The sequence below is a fragment of the Pedobacter sp. Leaf250 genome (assembly GCF_920984735.1).
GTDB lineage: Bacteria > Bacteroidota > Bacteroidia > Sphingobacteriales > Sphingobacteriaceae > Pedobacter.
This window is the reverse complement of the sequence record NZ_CAKLBU010000003.1, coordinates 55,162-74,268: the sequence shown is the minus strand read 5'-3', so window position 1 is coordinate 74,268 and position 19,107 is coordinate 55,162. Positions and strand designations below refer to the sequence as shown.

Here is a 19,107-nt window from a genome sequence, read left to right as displayed (position 1 = left end):
TCATAATTTCAATAATGACGATTTCCTGCAAATCAGGTTCTGTAAATCTCTTCAAAGCCGCTAGTCCGCATGAGCAATATAAACGAAAACTGGAAACTGCAGGTTTAGATAAAACTGCTATGGGATTGGCTTGGATCAACGCTTCTACCAATAGCTTACAAAAAGCACTAAACATTAATATACCTTATCGGGAAACTGGTTATTTCGATGCAGGAAAAGTTCCTGCAGCAGCTTATCGGTTTTCGGCTACAAAAGGACAAAAAATCACGATCAATGTTGTAAAAAAGCCACCTGCTTCTGCACTTTATCTAGATCTGTGGTTTTTCGCAGATCCAACCAATCCAAAGCGTATTGCTTCGGCTGATACGTTAAATAATCCCATTCAATATGAAATTGATAATACAGGAAATTATCTGATCAGATTACAGCCAGAGTTATTGCAAAGTGTAGAATATACATTGGAAATCACATCCGGACCGTCGCTGGCGTTTCCTACAACATCAAAAAGCAAAAGCATTGGCAGCTATTGGGGCGATGGCAGAGATAATAATGCCCGAAAACATGAGGGGGTTGATATTTTCGGACCGAAAAGAAGTCCGGTTTTAGCCAGTGCGAATGGTACCATTACCCGGGTAAATGAAAATAATTTGGGTGGAAAGGTAGTTTGGTTGAGGCCGAGTGGGAAAGATTATACTTTATATTATGCGCATTTGGATGAGCAGGTTGCTACGGAAGGTCAAGAGGTAAAATTAGGCGATACAGTTGGTTTAATGGGCAATACAGGTAACGCAAAAACTACTGCTACACATCTTCATTTTGGTATTTATACTTTTGGTGGCGCCGTTAATCCTTTGCCCTTTATCGATCCTATCACTAAAATACCTTCTAAAATCAATGCATCAATTTCCAATCTAAATAAAACGTTAAGAACTGTTTCCAAAACCACGCTATACAATTTACCCCAAAATAAAGCTGATGCTATTACTACATTAAATGCCGGAACAGTTATAAATATTAGTGCTGCTACGGGCAATTTTTATAAAGCTGAGTTGCCAGATGGCAACACCGGATTTATCAACAGTAATGAACTGGTACAAACTACTAAACCGCTACAAAGGCTCAAAATTAAACTTATTCAGCAGAAAGTATTTGATCAACCCGATAGCTTAGCTGCTGTAAAGCTGAATTTAAAAGCCGGCGAGACAGTTAGTGTTTTAGGCAATTTTAATAATTATCAATTAATCAGCGATGAAAATTCGCAGGTGGGTTGGATTATTAAGTAATTTTAGATATGAAGATTTATCAGCAAACATTATCGTTAAGAGAAAGAAAACGTGGGTTTCACATCATTACAGCGGAAATCGAAAACGTTTTGCCGGAAATTAAATCGATGAAGGCTGGGATCTGTCAGGTTTTTATTCAACATACATCCGCATCATTAACCATTAATGAAAACGCCGATCCTACGGTTAGAGTAGATTTTGAAATGTTTTTCAATAAAACTGTTAGAGAAAACGATCCTGATTATGAACATGATTACGAAGGATCGGATGATATGCCTGCGCATTTAAAGGCTGCGCTTTTAGGAAGTTCGGTTACCATTCCGATAAGAAATGGACGTTTAGCATTAGGCACCTGGCAAGGAATTTATCTTTGTGAACATCGCAATTATGGAGGACAAAGGAGATTAATTGTTACTGCCTGGGGAGAATAAAATGTATTCTAAGAAGTTTGATGGCTTTTTGAGCAGTTGAAAATAATCTTAATCTTTCTATAAATTAAAGACTGACGAAGTTTCCCCTCTCGCATCCCTTCAAAACTTCGCAAGTCTGAAGAAGCTCAGGTGAATTTTCGTTCAATTTTCTTTTTTTAAAGACTTACGAAGTTTCCTCCCTCGTATCCCTTCAAAACTTCGTAAGTCTGAAGAAGCTAAAGTGAAAACTTCATTTTAATTTCTTTTTAGAATTCTTAAGTCGCTTAATTATTTCTCTTCTTCCTTTTTCACCTGCTCAATAATTTCTGGATGGTTATCCTGAATGGATTTTCTGCTCGACTCTACCTCTACTTCTTTTGTGGTAACAGCATAATGGGAAGGATAAATTTCCGATCCATAAGCAACGGCATAAGCTTTTGTAAATTCCGCACCAAAATAGAGAATAAGGGATGAATAGTATGTCCATAGTAGTACCACAACCAAAGAGCCTGTTGCGCCGTATGTTCCGCCTACATCACTTTTTCCTATATAGACTGATATACCAAACTTACCAATCATAAATAAAACTGCAGTTACTACGGCACCGGCCAGTACATCTTTCCATTTAATACTTGCATCTGGCAATACTTTAAAAATTACACCGAAAATTAGTGTAATAACTCCGAGAGTGACAATGAGATTAATGACATAAAATACGTAGAAAGATACATCTTCAAAGCGGGCCTGTAACCTACTACTAAATGCGTCCAATACAGATGTTACAGCCAATGAAACCAACAGTACAAAACCTAAACTTATGATAACAGAGAATGACAAAAACCTGTTTTGAAGCATTTTTACCCATCCTCGTTTTGGCTTAGCTTTTAAACCCCAGATGGTATTAATCGAATCTTGTATATCGCCAAAAATAGTGGTTGAACCAATGAGCAAAGTAATAATACCAATAATTAATGCAACGGTGCCTTTATTATCGAGATAAGCATTTTTAATTAATTGCTGAAGTGACATCGCAGATTCACGACCTAAAAATCCTACCAGTTGATCATATACCTTACCTTCTGCAATTTCCCTACCCAAAAAAATACCACAAAGTGAAATAATTACCACCAGAAGCGGCGCCATTGAAAACACGGTATAATAAGCAAGTGAGCCACTAAGCTTTGTCACCTTATGATCGCTAAACCCTGTAAATGCTGCTTTTAAAACACCCCAAATTCCTTTTAATGTTACTTTTTGCTTTGCCATAAATACGTAGAGTAAGATACTTGATATAAACCTTAAACCCTGTATATTTTGAATTGTTTGTATTTATTGAGCTAATGCAAATGATACGTGCTGATTTTTAGTTAATCCATCATTATAGGAATGGTAAAACCGAAGGTAGAACCCTTACCCTGAACCGAATTTACCCAAATTTTGCCGCCCAATCGTTTAACAATTTCAGAGGAAATATAAAGACCTAAACCTAATCCAGGAAAAGTGTGTTCCCTATTTCCACTAACCCGGTAAAATTGCTCAAAAACATGATCCTGTAAATCTGGACTTATTCCAATACCATAATCTTGAACACACACTTTTACAATATCATGGGCATCTTCGGTATAGATTACAACCTCATTTGCCTCGGGAGAATATTTTACTGCGTTGGTTAATAAATTGGTAACCACCTGACATATTCGGTCTCTATCACCGTAAATGGTTTTATTGAAATTCAGTTCTTTTTTTATGATGTGCTTAAAAGACGTTCGCTGCACATCTTCAATTACTTCTTCCACCATTTCATTAAAATCAAATTCGGCATTATTAAATTGTAATCGGCCAGAATTAATTTTAGTTACATCTAACAGATCGCTAATTAAATTGGTTAAACGATCTACCTGTTTGTTCATTTTACCCAAAAGATCGGCATTTTTAAAATCGCCGGAGCGTTTAAACATCGATTCCATTACCTGTGCATATGCTTTTAAGCTGGTAACCGGGGTTTTTAATTCGTGGCTTGCAATACCCAAAAAATTGTCTTTCTGTTTTTCCAGCTCTTTTTGATGATGTACATCGTTATTTGTTCCATACCATTTAACAATTTTTCCTTCAGCATCTTTCAGTGGCATAGCCCTAACCAAATACCATCGGTAGTTGTTAAATTTATCTAAACACCTGAATTCAATTTCATAAGGTGCTCCGGTTTCGAGTGAAATTTTCCAGGCTTTTTCAGCTAATGAAACATCATCCGGATGAACACTCTCCATCCAACGGGCGCCCAATGTTTCTTCATTACTTTTGCCAGTTTGATCAAACCACCGTTGGTTAATGTAATCCAAATTTCCATCTGGCCCGCTCGTCCACACAACAGAAGGAACAGTATTGGCTAAAAATTCCAGCTCATTAACCACACTTTGCAAGGCTGCGTTTTTATCAGCAAGAATCTTTCTCACATTCAGTTCTGGGCGTAAATCTCTGGCAATACCTGCAATGGCCACTGGTATATTTGTAATTTCTTCCCTGATCATATACAGTTGTTTATGAATTGGGATTATTTCTTTTGTTTCCTGATGGATCAGCTCCAACTCGCCCGACCAACGTCCTTTGGAAAAAAGTAAAGGTAAAATCTCGTTCTTTATTTTCTCATTCGAGGAATCACTATGGTAATCAAAAAGATTACTCTTCGGAACATTTTCCTCGCTTATACCAATTAATTCTCTTCCTGATGGATTGATGTAAACCGTATTTCCATTGGTATCACAGTAATTACAAAAATCTTCACTGCTGCCCACAATGCTTGCCATTTTCTCAACTTCAGCTTTGGCACTGATTTCAGGTCGCAAATCTCTTGCTGTAGCCCCTCTTCCAATCACTTCACCAGTAGCCGGATCTTTTATCAAGAGATAACTAACACGACAAGGAATAACATCTTTTGTAGTAAAATTTAATAAACTGATGTTTCCCTGCCAACCCTTAACAGGATCAATTTCTTTGATAATATGGTTTTGTACGCGATCGAGTTCGTTTGGTGTATAAAAATCTTTAGCGCTTAGTTTGGTTACATCAGCGGCTAAATCTACTCCGAGCATTAAACGAGATGCCTTGTTCATATAAATTACATTACCTTTCAAATCAGCAACCGTCATGTGATCAGCATTATTATCAATCAATGTGAGCAATTGTTGTTCACGCCTATCGGCCGCAATTTCATTTGTAATGTCTTGTGCAATCCCTGCAAAACGATAAGCAATGCCATCATCGTTAAAATATGCTTTCCCTTTACAATGTACCCACCTTAAAATATGATTTTCTTTACTTAATGTTCTGTATTTAATATCGTATTGGCCCTCCGCATTCGGATCGATGGCTTGTAAAACGGCTTTATTCACTACCTCAACATCATCTTGATGGATGCAACTCAATACATCTCCATATTTTATTTCTCCATCCTTTGCAAAGCCAAAAAGTTCTCTACAGCGGGCATCCCAATTCACAATATTATTTATTGGATCTAAATCCCAGGTTCCTATTTCGGCTGAAATTAAGGCAAAAGTTAAGCGCTCTTGTGTATCGGCAATTTGTTTTCTTGCCGCAACCAGTTCTGTTAAATGAGCAGCTGTGTTAATAATGGCAATTGTTTCGCCATTATCGTTCTTTAGTGGTTTATAAGTAAATGTAAAATAGAAAGTTTGCAAGGTGCCATCAACTACCAAATCAGCCGGAGATTCCTTTGAATAATACGTTTCGCCGGTTTCAAAAACCTCTTCTAATATTCCTAAAAATGGTTGGTTTTTTAATTCAGGCACACCCTCAATTAGGGGCATCCCGATAACATGTGTTGTTTTACCCCACAAATCCAGCATGGCCTGGTTGGCTGCGCTGATGATCATATTCATACCTTTATAAATGGCTGTAGGCATTGGCGATGCCTCAACCAAAGAATTGAATCCATCTTGCTCCGAATATAGCGTGGTCATTTTTTTGTTTAGTTGATTTAAAGATATGAAATATGGCGATATACAAACAACAAAAAAAGCCCTAGGTTTTAGCTAGGGCTCCAATTATAAAATAGCTTTTACTTCAATTTAATCCAGGCTGAAATATCATTAACCAAAACTTCAGAAACACTTACAGGGGTTTGGTATTGTGCCATACTTCCTTTTTCAGTTTGTGGACTTAGCAAATGGTTTAAATCTGGATAAAATTTCAGTGTTACATTTTTTTTCTTCGCCAAAGCCGCATTCCATAAATCGAAATCGGTTTTGCCTACCTGAAAATCGTTTCCACCCTGTAACACATAAATCTTTTTGGTTAAGTTTTTAGCCGTAGTTACCTGATTATATGCATTTATATCGGCCCAATATTTTGCTGGTATACCCAAAATTACTGAATCGGGCTTAATGGTTGTACCCAGTTGAGTAATTCTACTTTTATCAATTTGCAGAACTGCATCATTCAGGTATTTTTTGTTCTCAGCTGTGGTATCTTTTGATAAATCGAACATGTATTTATTCTGATCGATGATAATATCAGTCATTTTTCTTGCTGGTGCAGCGGCTAAGATAATACCCGATACATCTGGAGAGGCTGCTGCGATTCTTGGCGCCAACATACCACCTAAGCTATGACCGAAAACATAAATTGCTTTTGGGTTTGCTCCAATTACCGTTTTCGAATAAGCAATTGCTGCTGTTGCATCATCCAGCACTTCTTCCTTTACTGTATAAGGTTTTGAAAATTCGTTAGGATAGATTAAAGTTCTTTTTACATATCGAATAGATCCAATTCCTTTTGAGGCTAAACCGCCTGCTAAATCTTTAAAAGGCTTATTGGTACCTACTGTTTCATCCATATCGCTTGGTCCTGACCCATGCACAAAAACCACTATGGGAAAGCTTTTTGAGTTTTTGGGCGTAGTTACAATAGCAGCCAACTGTCTACCCGCCGGACCAATATATACCTGCTTCTCACTATATAAACTGGTATCTGCATAAGCTGGTTTGGCATAAGCTACAGAACTTTTTGGCGGAGCTAAAAAGATACCGACAATTTTTTGAGCCTTATTAAAACCTACAATAAAATTCTGTTCACCATTGGCAAATTTTCCTTCAACAGTTACCGCAAAAAACTGACCTTGCGCTTTACTTTGAATGGCATCGAAACTTTCTGCTTTACCATATTTAGTACCTATATCAAACCAAAGTTTTTTTAAATTATCTTCAGTAAGTTTGGTTTTTAGGGTATCATCAAAAAAAGCATGTGCATCGGCAAATTTTTCCTCTTGTAATACTTTAAAAAAATCGTTTGCACTGTTAAATAGTTGAATAACATTTTGAGAAAATGCTGTTGTAGTAAATAATAATGCAATAACAAATAAAATACTTCTCTTCATCATAAATCTTGTGTCTGTTTGGAATTCACAAGTATCAAAGTTAAGAATATTTGCCTTTTAAAAAGCTATTAATCAAATCCTATTGCGTTTTAACTTTTTTTAACATTCTCGTATTTTTTCCATAAAAAGTATGGGATAAACATGATTGCTAACATCACAATAGGCGGAACAAGTAAAATGATTTCATCGCCTACAAAAGCTCTGGAAGCAAAAGCTCCAATAAAGTTGATGGCAAAACCCGCATTAGCCCATTCTTTAATTACCTTAAACTGATTTTGCAAAATTGCTATGGCACCTAAAATTTTTGCGAGTCCGCATATTTGCAGTAAATACATTGGATAACCCAAATGTTTAAATACTTCTTTGCCAGCTTCTTGTTGTGTAATACCACCAAAGCCATCCATCAACATCATTAATGCGAAAATGATTGTTGCAACCCAGTACCAAGTTTTAATTGATTTCATGTTATATATATTTTTTATCGTAATTTATTAACCAGGTATTGCCAAATCGATCTATCAAATCGCCAAATAGTGCGCCCCAAAATGTTTTCTGCAACGGATTAACGGATTTCCCGCCTTTTGAGAGTTTTTCATAATAAGCTTTTGTTTCTTCTTCCGAATCACAATTTAACATCAGTGACACTGCATTGCCCTTAATTAAACCGGTATCTACCACCATATCTGTTCCCATAATTATAATTTCATCAGAAGTAAGCACAGCATGTAAAATTTTATCTGCCATAATTTGGGGCATATTGTTAGCCATTGGCGATTCACCGATACTTTGAATCGATAATTCTCCACCCAGACAATTGTGGTAAAAGCGCATAGCCTCTCTACAATTTCCGTTAAAAGTTAAATATGAGTTGATATTGGCCAATTAATTTTCTCGTTTTATGCCCACCATGCAGCGTACATCGGTTTCATTTATATAATCCTCCAAACAATATCCTTCGGGATCGATGTTTGGTTGCGCAATCAGCTTCTGAAATGTTAATCCGATTTTAGGTATATCTTCCATAAAGTTTTCTATCGTTTCTGACAGATATTTACCTTTTTCGATTACAAACATTTGGTGATCTAAAAGTTTAACGTCATCTGTATCTTTCACCTCAGCCGCTGCCTTGTAAATAATTTTACCATCTTCTGGTCTGCTGATACCAAATATTTTTCTTTGCTCAATATCGGGCAATAAAGCATGAAGTTTTTGGTGTGCAGCCATTATCCCTTCTGGAAATGAACTTGCCCGAACACATATAACCTTAATATCCTCTTCAAAATTAAATATCTCCATCACATTAATTTTTTACTAAGCAAAAATACTACCTTAAGTAAAAAACGGTATTATGCAGAAACGACAATTATTGGGGTTGTTTACGACATATTCCATTATTACATTTGTTTAGTCGAAATCGTTGATAATCAAATACAAAAACTTAATGAAACATGTATCTATTTTAGTTCCAGAAACTGCCGTAATAGAAGCCATTGCCGATCCTCGCTATTTATTTACAGCGGTAAATGAATTTTTGCAAGCTTCGGGAAAACAACCACTTTTTAAGGTTGAACTGGTTGCAGCATCAAAAGAAGTGAGGTTAAACAATAGTCTTTTTTCAGTACATGCAGATAAACTTCTGGAAGATGTAGATCAAACGGATTTAATTTTTATACCTGCCATAAGCGGAAACATGAACAACGCTATTGGGCTAAATGAAATATTATTTCCTTGGATTGTAAAGCATCATGCAAGAGGATCGGAAGTGGCCTCATTGTGTATGGGTGCATTTCTGCTGGCTTCAACAGGTTTACTAAACGGAAAGAAATGCTCTACACATTGGTTGTTTGCCAGTCAGTTCAGAGAGATGTTTCCAAATGTAGATTTGGTTGATGGAAGTATCATTACCGAATCGCAAGGCATATATTCTAGCGGAGGTGCCAACTCCTACTGGAATTTGCTTCTGTATTTGGTAGAAAAATATACCGATAGAGATACAGCGATTTTAGCGGCCAAATATTTTGCCATTGATATTGATCGTGAAAGTCAGCTGGCGTTTATGATGTTTCAAGGTCAAAAAGGACATGAAGATGAAAAAATAAAACAGGCTCAAGAATTTATAGATGGAAACTACCAGGAAAAAATTACGGTTGACCAATTAGCCGACCTTTTAGCCTTAGGAAGGAGAAGTTTTGAGCGGCGATTTAAAAGTGCAACCAAAAATACTGTAATAGAATACATTCAGCGGGTTAAAATTGAAGCAGCCAAAAGAAGTTTCGAATCGAGCAGAAAAAACATTACCGAAGTAATGTTTGATGTGGGCTATACCGACAATAAATCATTCAGAGATGTTTTTAAAAAAATTACAGGTTGTACACCCATTGAATACAGAAATAAGTACCACAAGGAAGTGCCGATTTTACAGGCCTGATAATTTTTTTTAAAAAAAATAACTGTTCGTACAATATTTTTAGATCTCAGCGTTTATGTATGTGAGAGCGTTAATTTAGATGACGGGGATGCTGCCTTAATGGTGGAATCCCCGTTTCTTTTTTAAGATGAATTTTTAAAAATTCTTTGTAAAAAAAAGGGACCATTTTGAAGAAAGTCCCTTTTTGATATATGATGGAGTTACGAATTTTAATTGTTGAAATCAGTTAAATCTGCTTTTTTTTCTGGAGTATAATCATTAACACTTCTCGATCTTTTTGGTTTTAAAATTAAATATAATCCTATACCAATAAAGGCTAAAGCTGCTGTAATCCTTGATATTTCAAAATCAAAAACAACAATATGTTTTAAGGTAAAAATTGCGCCGATAACTGTTAATGCTAGCCATCCACTACCTTGATAGTTTTTGCGGTAACCTATCCACAAACCTGCAGCCAACATAATGGTATGCCAACTTAAAATCCAATGTGGAATATCTAAACCTGAATTTCTTAATAAGAATACTGATCCGATGGCAACAATTAAAATACCCAATCCTAATTGTTTATCTGCTTGATTTTTTTTGATGAAAGTTTCCATAACCGTTTTGTTTTATGATTCAAATGTATCACAGAAATGGTGGCTGGGAAATGGATTTTCTCCGAAGAAGTTTAAAACGTCGGTAAGTGAAATAAAACCGTCGGTTAAAATATTTTTATTTTTTTTATGGAGATTATTTCTCGGTAGAAATTATTCAAACACCATGATCTGATCTGCTGTACTCATGATCACCTTTGATGTAAGATTAATGAAAAGTCCGTGAGCAAGCAAACCATCAATTTGATTTAACTCATTTGCCAATAGTAAAGGATCATCAATTAATCCAAAATCGGCATCAATAATAAAATTACCATTGTCGGTTATAAAAATTTGATTGTTCTTTAATCGCTTTACACCTTTTCCACCCAGTTTTGAAACCTGATCAAAAACGTATTGATAAGCTAAGGGAATAACTTCAATAGGAACAGTAAATGCACCCAGTTTTTGTACCTTTTTTGTAGTATCGGTAACAATAATAGAGTTTTTACTTAAGGAAGCCATAATCTTTTCTCTAAACAGTGCACCGCCCCCGCCTTTTATCAAATCAAGCGATTCGGTGAACTCATCTGCACCATCAATACTTACGTCAATAACAGATAGTTCTCCTAGGGGAAGGATTTCTATCCCAAAAGATTTGGCTAGTTCTTCGGTGTGAATAGAACTTGCAGCTGCCTTGATTTTTAATCCGTTTTGCACCATTGCACCTAATTCTTTTATTGCAAATGATGCTGTAGAACCAGTACCCAAACCTACAATATCACCGTCTTTTATAAATTTTACCGCAGCTTTTGCAGCCGCCAGTTTTTCGGCATCTTGATTGTTTGCTTCCATATGGCTAAAAATAGAAAAATTTTCCCGCAGATTTAAAATGATAAACGCCGCAGATTTATACAGATTAAGTTGCTTTTGACTTACGAAGTTTTACAGGGAGGAATAGTGGGAGAACTTCATTAGTCTTGCAAGACCAAACCCGAAAAAGGTTGCCGATAAACAATATGGATTGCAGGCATACAGGGACGACTATAAAGAAACCTTTAAACAAAAAAAATTATTGCATCTGTGCAATAATTTCATTTTACAACGTTTATATAATTGAGAGCGTTAATTTAGATGATGGGGATTCTGCTATATTGTGGAATCCCCATTTCTTTTGATGTTTTATTTTTTGGGGTAAAATCGGACTGTGGGTAGCAAACTTCAGTCCGATTTTTTTTATTTTTCAGTTGACAATGAATAAGGAAAATCTGCAGGTTTTGAACCTCTGATCTTATTTGGCGTTGCAGCCATGTTAAAATTTAACACCGCACCTTTTTGCAAACCACTATGACTAATCCAGTTTTTAGTGTAAGGCTTACCATCCATTTGCAATGATTGAACATAACGGTTGCTATCGCTATTTGCCGCTGCGTTAATCACCACCTTCTTACCATTTTCTAATGTTAAAGTTACCTTTTTAAATAAAGGAGCACCCAATACATATTGATCAACCGCAGGGGTTACAGGGTAAAATCCCATTGCCGAGAATACATACCATGCAGATGTTTGACCATTATCTTCATCGCCACAGTAACCATCAGGTGTAGCTTTGTACATTCTGTTCATGGTTTCACGAACCCAATATTGCGTTTTATAAGGTGCACCACCGTAATTATAAAGATAAATCATGTGCTGAATCGGCTGATTTCCATGAGCATACTGACCCATATTTGCAATTTGCATTTCACGAATTTCGTGGATTACACCACCATAAGCACTTTCATCAAACACTGGCGGCATTGAGAAAACTGAATCCAGCTTAGTCACAAATTTTTCATGGCCACCCATTAATTTAGTTAATCCATCTACATCTTGAAAAACCGACCAAGTGTAATGCCAGCTGTTACCTTCAGTAAATGCACCACCCCATTTGAACGGACTAAATGGGCTTTGGAAAGTACCATCCTGATTTTTTCCTCTCATTAATCCAGAAGATGGATCGAAAAGATTTTTATAGTTCATCGCTCTCTTCTTGTAAATATCAATTTCAGAAGCAGGTTTGTTTAAAGCTCTTCCCAATTGATAAATTGTGAAATCATCATAAGAATACTCTAAAGTTTTAGCCGCATTTTCGTTTTTCTTTACATCAAAAGGCACATAACCTAATTCATTGTAGTATTTCACACCATCACGACCAACAGCTTCCATCGGACCTTCATTGTTAGCGCCATGCTTAAGCGCTTCCCATAAAGTTTGGATATCGTAACCACGTAAACCTTTTATATAAGCATCAGAAACTACCGAAGCAGAATTATTACCCACCATAATGTTGGCGTAGCCTGGGCTGCTCCATTCTGGCAACCAACCACCTTCTTTGTAATCGTTTATTAAACCTTCCTGCATTTCCTTATTAATAGAAGGATAAACCAGATTTAAAAATGGGTATAAAGCTCTGAAAGTATCCCAGAAACCTGTTCCTGCGAACATGTATCCTGGTAATGTTTTACCATTGTAAGGACTCCAGTGCACTACTTTGTTGCTTGCATCTACTTCATATAATTTATTAGGGAAAAATAAGGTACGGTACAGGCAAGAATAAAATGTACGCATTTGGTCAATCGAACCCCCTTCAACCGCAATTTTGCTTAGTGTTTTATTCCATATTGCTCGTCCTTTAGCTTTTGTAGCATCGAAACCATCATTAGCCAATTCTCTCTTTAAGTTTAAATCTGCCTGTTCGAAACTAATGAATGATGACGCCACTTTTGCAGTAACCTGTTCGCCTTTTTTGGTACTGAAGCCAATGATAGCACCGCTGTGATCGCTTTCTAACTCCAGCTCATTATCTTTAAGATTTTTTCCACTCCAGGTTTTTGCCAATTTAAAATCCTTGTTAAAATATACTACGAAGTAATTTTTAAAGTTTTTTGGTAACGGGCCACGGGCATATTTAGTAGTATAACCTATAATTTTACGTTCAGCAGGAATAATTTTAATATATGATCCTTTATTAAGGGCATCAACTACTACATAAGAACTATCTGTTTTAGGGAATGTAAATCTAAATTGAGCTGCTCTTTCTGTCGGTGTAATTTCGGTAGTTACATCAGCATCAGCTAAATAAACACTGTAATAATATGGTTTAGAAACTTCTGCCTTGTGGCTGAACCAGCTTGCACGGTCATCCTCATTAAACCTCAATTTACCTGTAACGGGCATGATGGTAAAAGCCGCATAATCATTCATCCATGGGGAAGGTTGATGCGTTTGCTTAAATCCACGGATTTTATCAGCATCGTAAGTATACGCCCATCCATCGCCCATTTTACCTGTTTGAGGCGTCCACATGTTCATTCCCCAAGGCAAACCAATGGCCGGATAGGTATTTCCGTTTGATAAACTAGGTTTTGATTGCGTACCCATTAAAGGGTTTATCCAATCTACAGGATCGCTAATTTTGCCTACTGTTTGCGCAAAACTTGCAGATGCAGCAAAGCTTAGCAGTGCGATAAATAATTTTTTCATCGTTATTCTTATTATGTGTTTCGGTTGTTCGGTTTAAATTTGTGGATTTTTAAAATAATCTGCCCAAAGTGCATCCAAATCTTTACCAGTTAAGGCAGTCCAAATTTCGGGTTTGTAACTGTGATCTCTCAATGATGCATCAACAGCTTTTATGGTTCCGGCTTTTATGTTCTTTTCTATCCAGGCAAAAAAACGAGCAGTAATTCTATAACTATTTTTGTAAGTATGTTCTGGTTTCAAAGCGGGTAATGACCATTTTGCACCAGCATTATCTATTCCAAATTTATAACGGGCATAATCGGCTATGCCTTCTGTTAACCAACCTGGCCCAACACTATTGCCATAATTTTGAACAATGTGCATTACTTCATGCGTCACTACATCGATATCTTCAGGGTGTTTAATCATCCATAAAGAGCTGTAGGTTACGACACCATTTGCGGTTGCGGCCACTCCTTTGTAAGCGGTATCAACAAAAAACTTTACAGATTTTAATGTTTCTGGATTATACTCTTTTGCTAATTTAGGGTAAACCTCAAAAAAAGTTTCAATCAGTCGTTTTTTCAACTTTGGATCGAGTTGAGCAAAGTTACTCTCGAAAGTTAGTGTATAGCCTTTTCGCTTGATGATTTCTTGTGCTTGTAGTTGAAATACGGAGGCACCTATTAAAATAAATAACAGCACCAGTAATGGTTTTCTTTTCATTGGTATTTAAATTTCCCTATTTAGTTAGCATATATTCTGCAAAATAAATATAATATGTAAAACGTTTTAGTAAACCCTAAAATATTTTTATAACATTTTTGTTTGGTAAAATATTCTCAATTGAAAATATGGTTAAAACTACAAAAGAAGCCACATGTGACTTCTCCTGAAAAATAAGATGGTATATTATTTATGTCTTAATCTATATCTTTATTAACACTATAAATCGCCCAAAGTTCATCAAGATTTTTACCGGTGATTTCTTTCCATGAGGTTGATTTATAGCTATCATCTTTAAGCCTAGCGTTTATTTGCGCAATAGTACCTGGCTTTTGATATTTATCAATCCAAAGCAGGAAGCGGGCGGCTATGCGATATCCAAATTTATAGTGATGAAAAGATTCCAATGGCGGCAAATTCCAATCTGCAGCGGTATTGTTAAGCCCATATTGAAACCTACCGCAATCTGCTAAACCTTCAATTAACCATTCTGGACCTAGCGCTTTAAAATCTTGAACAACATGCATCAGCTCATGTGTTACCAAATCGGTATCATGCTGATGTTGCGACATCCATAATGCTCCAATCAATATATTTCCTTTACCCGATACAGCAACTTTCTTATAATTTGTATCAAGCATAAGCGTAACTGTTTTTGTTGCTTTAGGATTAAGATCTTTTACCATTTTTGGATAAACCTCGAAGAATGTATTGGCTAGATTTTGAGCCAATTCTTCGCTAATTAAACTAGAATTATCAAGAAATTTTAAAGTGTACTCGCCTCGTTTAATAAGTTGATCACCTTGTGCTGATGCTTTAAAGCTCAACAGCAAACTGAAAAAAGAGAGTATTAATAAAGATTTTTTCATTTTTAATTATTTTGATTTCTTATCACTATACTTTAACTGAACCTGATTAGGATTCTTACTGTAATCTTCCCAAAGTTGATCGATGGTTTTTCCTGTTAAATTCGCCCACGATTCGCCTGTAAATTGATGCGCTCTCAATTGCTGATCCAACGTAGCAATTAAACCTGATTTTACATTTTGCTCCAGCCATGCAAAAAATCTGGCTGTAATTCGGTAGCTGTTGGTGTAGCTTTGCTTGTTATTAAATGCTGGCAAACTCCACTTAGAACCTACATTATCTACTCCATATTTATAACGAACATAATCTGCAATGCCTTCCGTTAACCATACCGGACCAGCAGAATAACCATATCCTTGAACAATATGCATGGTTTCATGCGTAACCACATCAATATCTGTAGGATGCGCCTTCATATAGCCCGCACTGAACAAAATTCTATTGCCACTGGCTTCAGCAACGGCTTTATACGCTGTGTCGACCACGAAAAGCACATCTTTGGTTGATTTATTATTGAAAGTTTTAACCAATGTTGGATAAATTTCGAAGTAAGTATCTAATAAATTCTGTCTTACCGTTGCATCTAAATTTGGATCTTTACTAATGAAGGTGAGTTTATAACCTTTGTGCTTTTCTGTGCTGTAAAAAGACCAGTTTTTTGTAAGTGCATCTTTCAATTCATTATTAATCTTCTTCAAGGATTTTCCTTGAATCCAATCGCTATTAACCTTAATTTCTCCTGCTTTTGCTTTGATGGTTTCGGTTTCGTTATTGGCTACCTCAAGTGTTACATCACGTTTTGTTCTGTACCCATCGGCCGATGCAAAGCCTGGATATTGCATATTAAATGCAAATGTTAAATGGCTTTTTGTTTCTGCGTCTAGCAAATTTGAAGGATCGACAATGGCAATGGTGAAGTCGCGTTTCTTTTGTGCAATAGAACTGGAGGTAATTGTTGCAAAGAAAAATATGGCGAAAAGGTTTTTAAACATATAGTGGTGAGTTAAAAAAAAGGAATGATCTTGTGGTTGCAAGATCATTTTAAAAAATTAATAAAAAGTTAATAAGTAATTCCCGGAAAATCTATTTTGGCTTTGGCTAACATAGGTGCCCAATCTGCACCTTTCTCATCTTTTGATCCAAAAGCATTTAATGCCAAAGGTGCTAAGTTTGCTTTGGCTGCACCACTCCAAAAATGGATAAATTCTCCAAAATTCATCTTTCGGGTATATTGCTGATAGGTTTTGCCTTGTACAGTAATTTGTTGTTTCGGAAAATGTTGTGATAACATGGTGAAAAATCCATTTAAAACTTTTGTTTTACCATAGTTTTCATTAATTGGCAAAAACCAATTCTTAAACCATTGGGTTCCGGCTTTTGGATAATTATCAGTTGTACTCATCATTTTAGTAAGCCAACGTTGCGCATCAGCAGTTCTGTTTAAGCCCAGATAAACATCATACTGGTAAATTTCCATCCACTTGCTATCATGCCAAATATCAAATGCCGGAGATTCTTTCACTCCTTTTGAGGCACCTTCTACAATATGGCCGATTTCATGGGTAGATAGATCAATATCATTATCAACACCAGTGCTCCAAGCATCTAAACTTCCTGATCCACAATCGGTAACGTTTCTGTAATCATGCCCTCCATCTAGATAAGTTCCTGGATGACCTCCGCTATATTTACCTGCATGGTAAATTACAAACAGGCGACTATCATCGCCAAATTTACCATAGTTTTTTTTAGTGTAGTTCCAGGCTTCGGCCATATAGGTTTTTGGCCAATTGATAGTCTGTTTAACATCGCCATCGTAATAAACAACTACACTGGTGTCATAATAAACGCGATTGAGTAATTGAATATGCTCAAACCAATGTTCTTTCCATGTTTTTGGCGGTGCATCCGGTGGATCGACAGCTACTATTAATGGCGGCGCTGGTTTCGCATTTTCTACTGGTTCATCTTTACTGTTACAAGCCAATAATGCGAACAATAAAATTGTAGAAGAAATTAAAATGTTTTTCATAGTGATGATTTAAATAAAAAAACACCGGACATAAGCCCGGTGCAATCTAACTCTACCAACCTGTATTTTGAACAATAACCGGAACTTTCTGAATTTCGCCGTTTGGTATTGGCCACAAATAATGTTTCTTTTGGAAAACCCTATTCTCAACCACAACCGGAGTAAAAAATCCTGGTGCATTTTGTGTAATGTTTAAACCTCTAATTTGAGTATCAGTTGTTTCAGCAATTTTCCATTCTCTGGTATAGAAATAACGATCCCACTCAAATGCTAGTTCAACGCGTCTTTCTCTGCGAATAGCTTCTCTCATATTTGCCGGAACTGCAATGGCTCCCGCTCCGGTTCCGTAAGGTGCAATACCTGCTCTGGTACGAATTCTATTTAAGTAAACCAAAATATCCGGATCTGATGGGTTTGTTTCCTGCAAAGCTTCGATATAATCCAGGTAAATTTCTGCCAATCGAATCACTGTAAAAATTGGTCTACCAGTTGTCCAACCAGCAACGGTAAGGTGTTTTCTTGAAGTGTAGCCCGTTTTTGTATAGTCATTATTTGCTATAGCACCTTTACCAGCATTACCACTATTTGTAAAATCTGTAATGATATTCGATTGAGGATTAATCCATTTACGTCCGCTGTAAGTAATGTTTGAGTAAAAACGAGGTTCGCGGTTTACAAACATATTGCTTATTGATCTCGATGCGTTTTGATCATTGGGATCTGGAGCTTGATAATTGGAAAATCCATTAGCAGAATAAGTGGGATCGTTTTCAATTGGCAAACCATTGGCAGTAAAAAATGCATCGACCAATTGTTGCGAAGGAGATAAAAATGAACCCCCTTTATCGCCACCCGAAGCACCATTATGATTCGGGGCTAAAGAATATTGATATAGCGTTACATCGCCACCTCTACCAAATATTACTTCCGAATTCCATCCATTTAAGAATACATCCCTAGTGGCAATAAATGCTCTATTAAATGCTGTATTTGGCAAGCCTGATGGTGTAGTTGAGATACTATAAAGTGCGTAGCTTGAATAGTTTGGATTATCTAAAAATGCTTTTGCTGCTGTAGCTAATCTTGTCCATTTTGCTGCGCTCGCTGTTTGGCTAATCAATTGTTTTCCATCAGGATTTCTTAATGCAGCATAATCTGCATTGCCATTAAACAACGGACGAGCAGCAGTTAATAAGGTTTTTATTTTATATGCATCGGCTACAGAAGCAGTAATGTGACCAAAATCTTCGTTGGCCTGTGGTGTAGCAGGAAGCCCAGCTGCTGCAGCCGTTAATTCGCTCACTACATAATCAACACATTCATCCATCGAATTCCGTGGTTTGCTAATCGCTTCCAGTGGAGCATCAGACTGAACAGGATCATTCCCTAATAAAACCACCGGACCATACTGTCTGATTAAATTGTAATAATATATTGCCCTTAAAGCTTTGGCCTCGTTAAAATAACGATTAACAATATCAATTCCTCCAATATTACAATCAGTACATCTGGTTACATTGGCCATAAAAGTACTTGCCGCCTGAATACCACGGTAATAATTTTGCCAATGGTAGTTTACTTGTCCACTGGTTGCATCCCAAGCACCGGTATTTACATTTTCTGTGAAATTTGGCAGTGTATAATCTGCTTCATCAGAAGCGGCTGTCCACGGACCGCTATTGCCGAGCGCACTTGGCGAACGATCTTGATTTTGATCTGGTAAAGTAGAATAAACATTTGCCAAAGCCTGGTCTACAGTGCTTTTTCGTTGATATTGTTGTTCGAACGTTAATCGATCATCGGGTACTTGATTCAAAAATTTCTTACAGCCGTAATTACCAATTACCAGTAAAGCACCAACTGTATATATAAATATTTTTTTCATACTGT

At 36.5% G+C, this 19,107-nt stretch carries 17 protein-coding genes; 3 read left to right on the top strand and 14 right to left on the bottom strand.

Going from position 1 to position 19,107, the window contains the following annotated elements; all coding sequences use genetic code 11:
• Window positions 1-14: 14 nt before the first annotated feature.
• Both LUA91_RS03530 and LUA91_RS03525 read left to right on the top strand, forming a co-directional pair.
• A complete protein-coding gene (locus tag LUA91_RS03530) occupies window positions 15-1,283 on the top strand; it encodes a M23 family metallopeptidase (RefSeq protein WP_231424643.1) in 1,269 nt (422 codons plus the stop codon).
• Between the two features lie 8 nt (window positions 1,284-1,291).
• Window positions 1,292-1,714, top strand: a complete 423-nt coding sequence (locus LUA91_RS03525) for a secondary thiamine-phosphate synthase enzyme YjbQ (protein WP_231424641.1) — start codon at window positions 1,292-1,294, stop codon at window positions 1,712-1,714.
• A 267-nt stretch (window positions 1,715-1,981) separates the two neighbouring features.
• Here LUA91_RS03525 and LUA91_RS03520 read toward each other — a convergent pair whose 3' ends face one another.
• The 6 genes from LUA91_RS03520 to LUA91_RS03495 form a co-directional block, all read right to left on the bottom strand.
• Entirely contained in the window at window positions 1,982-2,959 is a 978-nt protein-coding gene (locus tag LUA91_RS03520; protein ID WP_231424639.1) for a YihY/virulence factor BrkB family protein, read from the bottom strand.
• Window positions 2,960-3,060: 101 nt separating this feature from the next.
• A complete protein-coding gene (locus tag LUA91_RS03515; RefSeq protein ID WP_231424638.1) occupies window positions 3,061-5,670 on the bottom strand; it encodes a PAS domain-containing protein in 2,610 nt (869 codons plus the stop codon).
• A gap of 98 nt (window positions 5,671-5,768) precedes the next feature.
• The gene (locus LUA91_RS03510; protein ID WP_231424636.1) at window positions 5,769-7,088 is read right to left on the bottom strand and encodes a DUF3887 domain-containing protein; all 1,320 of its coding nucleotides are present in this window, start codon (window positions 7,086-7,088) and stop codon (window positions 5,769-5,771) included.
• An 86-nt stretch (window positions 7,089-7,174) separates the two neighbouring features.
• The gene (locus tag LUA91_RS03505) at window positions 7,175-7,549 is read right to left on the bottom strand and encodes a DoxX family protein (protein WP_231424634.1); all 375 of its coding nucleotides are present in this window, start codon (window positions 7,547-7,549) and stop codon (window positions 7,175-7,177) included.
• A 1-nt stretch (window position 7,550) separates the two neighbouring features.
• Window positions 7,551-7,967: a VOC family protein gene (locus tag LUA91_RS03500; protein WP_231424632.1), complete on the bottom strand. Its 417-nt coding sequence runs from the start codon at window positions 7,965-7,967 to the stop codon at window positions 7,551-7,553.
• Window positions 7,968-8,381 carry a transcriptional regulator gene (locus LUA91_RS03495; RefSeq protein WP_231424631.1) on the bottom strand — a complete coding sequence of 138 codons (414 nt, stop codon included), beginning with the start codon at window positions 8,379-8,381 and terminating at the stop codon, window positions 7,968-7,970.
• Window positions 8,382-8,526: 145 nt separating this feature from the next.
• Here LUA91_RS03495 and LUA91_RS03490 point away from each other — a divergent pair, with 145 nt between their 5' ends.
• The gene (locus tag LUA91_RS03490; protein ID WP_231424629.1) at window positions 8,527-9,513 is read left to right on the top strand and encodes a GlxA family transcriptional regulator; all 987 of its coding nucleotides are present in this window, start codon (window positions 8,527-8,529) and stop codon (window positions 9,511-9,513) included.
• A gap of 209 nt (window positions 9,514-9,722) precedes the next feature.
• On the opposite strand, the gene LUA91_RS03485 is transcribed toward LUA91_RS03490, so the two are convergent.
• From LUA91_RS03485 to LUA91_RS03450, 8 genes are all read right to left on the bottom strand, one after another.
• On the bottom strand, window positions 9,723-10,112 hold the full coding sequence (locus LUA91_RS03485; protein WP_231424627.1) for a hypothetical protein: 390 nt from the start codon (window positions 10,110-10,112) through the stop codon (window positions 9,723-9,725).
• Window positions 10,113-10,262: 150 nt separating this feature from the next.
• Window positions 10,263-10,943 (bottom strand): ribose-5-phosphate isomerase RpiA, encoded by a 681-nt coding sequence (gene rpiA / locus LUA91_RS03480; protein WP_231424626.1) that lies wholly within the window; start codon window positions 10,941-10,943, stop codon window positions 10,263-10,265.
• 381 nt (window positions 10,944-11,324) lie between these two features.
• A complete protein-coding gene (locus LUA91_RS03475) occupies window positions 11,325-13,613 on the bottom strand; it encodes a GH92 family glycosyl hydrolase (protein ID WP_231424624.1) in 2,289 nt (762 codons plus the stop codon).
• A gap of 33 nt (window positions 13,614-13,646) precedes the next feature.
• Window positions 13,647-14,318: a basic secretory family protein gene (locus tag LUA91_RS03470; RefSeq protein ID WP_231424622.1), complete on the bottom strand. Its 672-nt coding sequence runs from the start codon at window positions 14,316-14,318 to the stop codon at window positions 13,647-13,649.
• Between the two features lie 197 nt (window positions 14,319-14,515).
• Window positions 14,516-15,187, bottom strand: coding sequence for a basic secretory family protein (locus LUA91_RS03465; RefSeq protein ID WP_231424620.1), 672 nt, complete (start codon window positions 15,185-15,187; stop codon window positions 14,516-14,518).
• A 6-nt stretch (window positions 15,188-15,193) separates the two neighbouring features.
• A complete protein-coding gene (locus LUA91_RS03460) occupies window positions 15,194-16,177 on the bottom strand; it encodes a basic secretory family protein (RefSeq protein WP_231424618.1) in 984 nt (327 codons plus the stop codon).
• 68 nt (window positions 16,178-16,245) lie between these two features.
• Window positions 16,246-17,217: a hypothetical protein gene (locus LUA91_RS03455; RefSeq protein WP_231424616.1), complete on the bottom strand. Its 972-nt coding sequence runs from the start codon at window positions 17,215-17,217 to the stop codon at window positions 16,246-16,248.
• Window positions 17,218-17,269: 52 nt separating this feature from the next.
• Window positions 17,270-19,102, bottom strand: coding sequence for a RagB/SusD family nutrient uptake outer membrane protein (locus LUA91_RS03450; RefSeq protein ID WP_231424614.1), 1,833 nt, complete (start codon window positions 19,100-19,102; stop codon window positions 17,270-17,272).
• Window positions 19,103-19,107 lie beyond the last annotated feature (5 nt).

Excerpts from the sequence above, each read along its gene's own strand:
- rpiA (WP_231424626.1), bottom strand. The coding sequence starts at position 10,943 with ATGGAAGCAAACAATCAAGATGCCGAAAAACTGGCGGCTGCAAAAGCT.
- LUA91_RS03465 (WP_231424620.1), bottom strand. The coding sequence starts at position 15,187 with ATGAAAAAATCTTTATTAATACTCTCTTTTTTCAGTTTGCTGTTGAGC.
- LUA91_RS03530 (WP_231424643.1), top strand. The coding sequence starts at position 15 with ATGACGATTTCCTGCAAATCAGGTTCTGTAAATCTCTTCAAAGCCGCT.
- LUA91_RS03520 (WP_231424639.1), bottom strand. The coding sequence starts at position 2,959 with ATGGCAAAGCAAAAAGTAACATTAAAAGGAATTTGGGGTGTTTTAAAA.
- LUA91_RS03470 (WP_231424622.1), bottom strand. The coding sequence starts at position 14,318 with ATGAAAAGAAAACCATTACTGGTGCTGTTATTTATTTTAATAGGTGCC.
- LUA91_RS03510 (WP_231424636.1), bottom strand. The coding sequence starts at position 7,088 with ATGATGAAGAGAAGTATTTTATTTGTTATTGCATTATTATTTACTACA.
- LUA91_RS03455 (WP_231424616.1), bottom strand. The coding sequence starts at position 17,217 with ATGAAAAACATTTTAATTTCTTCTACAATTTTATTGTTCGCATTATTG.
- LUA91_RS03450 (WP_231424614.1), bottom strand. The coding sequence starts at position 19,102 with ATGAAAAAAATATTTATATATACAGTTGGTGCTTTACTGGTAATTGGT.
- LUA91_RS03475 (WP_231424624.1), bottom strand. The coding sequence starts at position 13,613 with ATGAAAAAATTATTTATCGCACTGCTAAGCTTTGCTGCATCTGCAAGT.
- LUA91_RS03460 (WP_231424618.1), bottom strand. The coding sequence starts at position 16,177 with ATGTTTAAAAACCTTTTCGCCATATTTTTCTTTGCAACAATTACCTCC.
- LUA91_RS03485 (WP_231424627.1), bottom strand. The coding sequence starts at position 10,112 with ATGGAAACTTTCATCAAAAAAAATCAAGCAGATAAACAATTAGGATTG.
- LUA91_RS03495 (WP_231424631.1), bottom strand. The coding sequence starts at position 8,381 with ATGGAGATATTTAATTTTGAAGAGGATATTAAGGTTATATGTGTTCGG.
- LUA91_RS03505 (WP_231424634.1), bottom strand. The coding sequence starts at position 7,549 with ATGAAATCAATTAAAACTTGGTACTGGGTTGCAACAATCATTTTCGCA.
- LUA91_RS03515 (WP_231424638.1), bottom strand. The coding sequence starts at position 5,670 with ATGACCACGCTATATTCGGAGCAAGATGGATTCAATTCTTTGGTTGAG.
- LUA91_RS03525 (WP_231424641.1), top strand. The coding sequence starts at position 1,292 with ATGAAGATTTATCAGCAAACATTATCGTTAAGAGAAAGAAAACGTGGG.
- LUA91_RS03490 (WP_231424629.1), top strand. The coding sequence starts at position 8,527 with ATGAAACATGTATCTATTTTAGTTCCAGAAACTGCCGTAATAGAAGCC.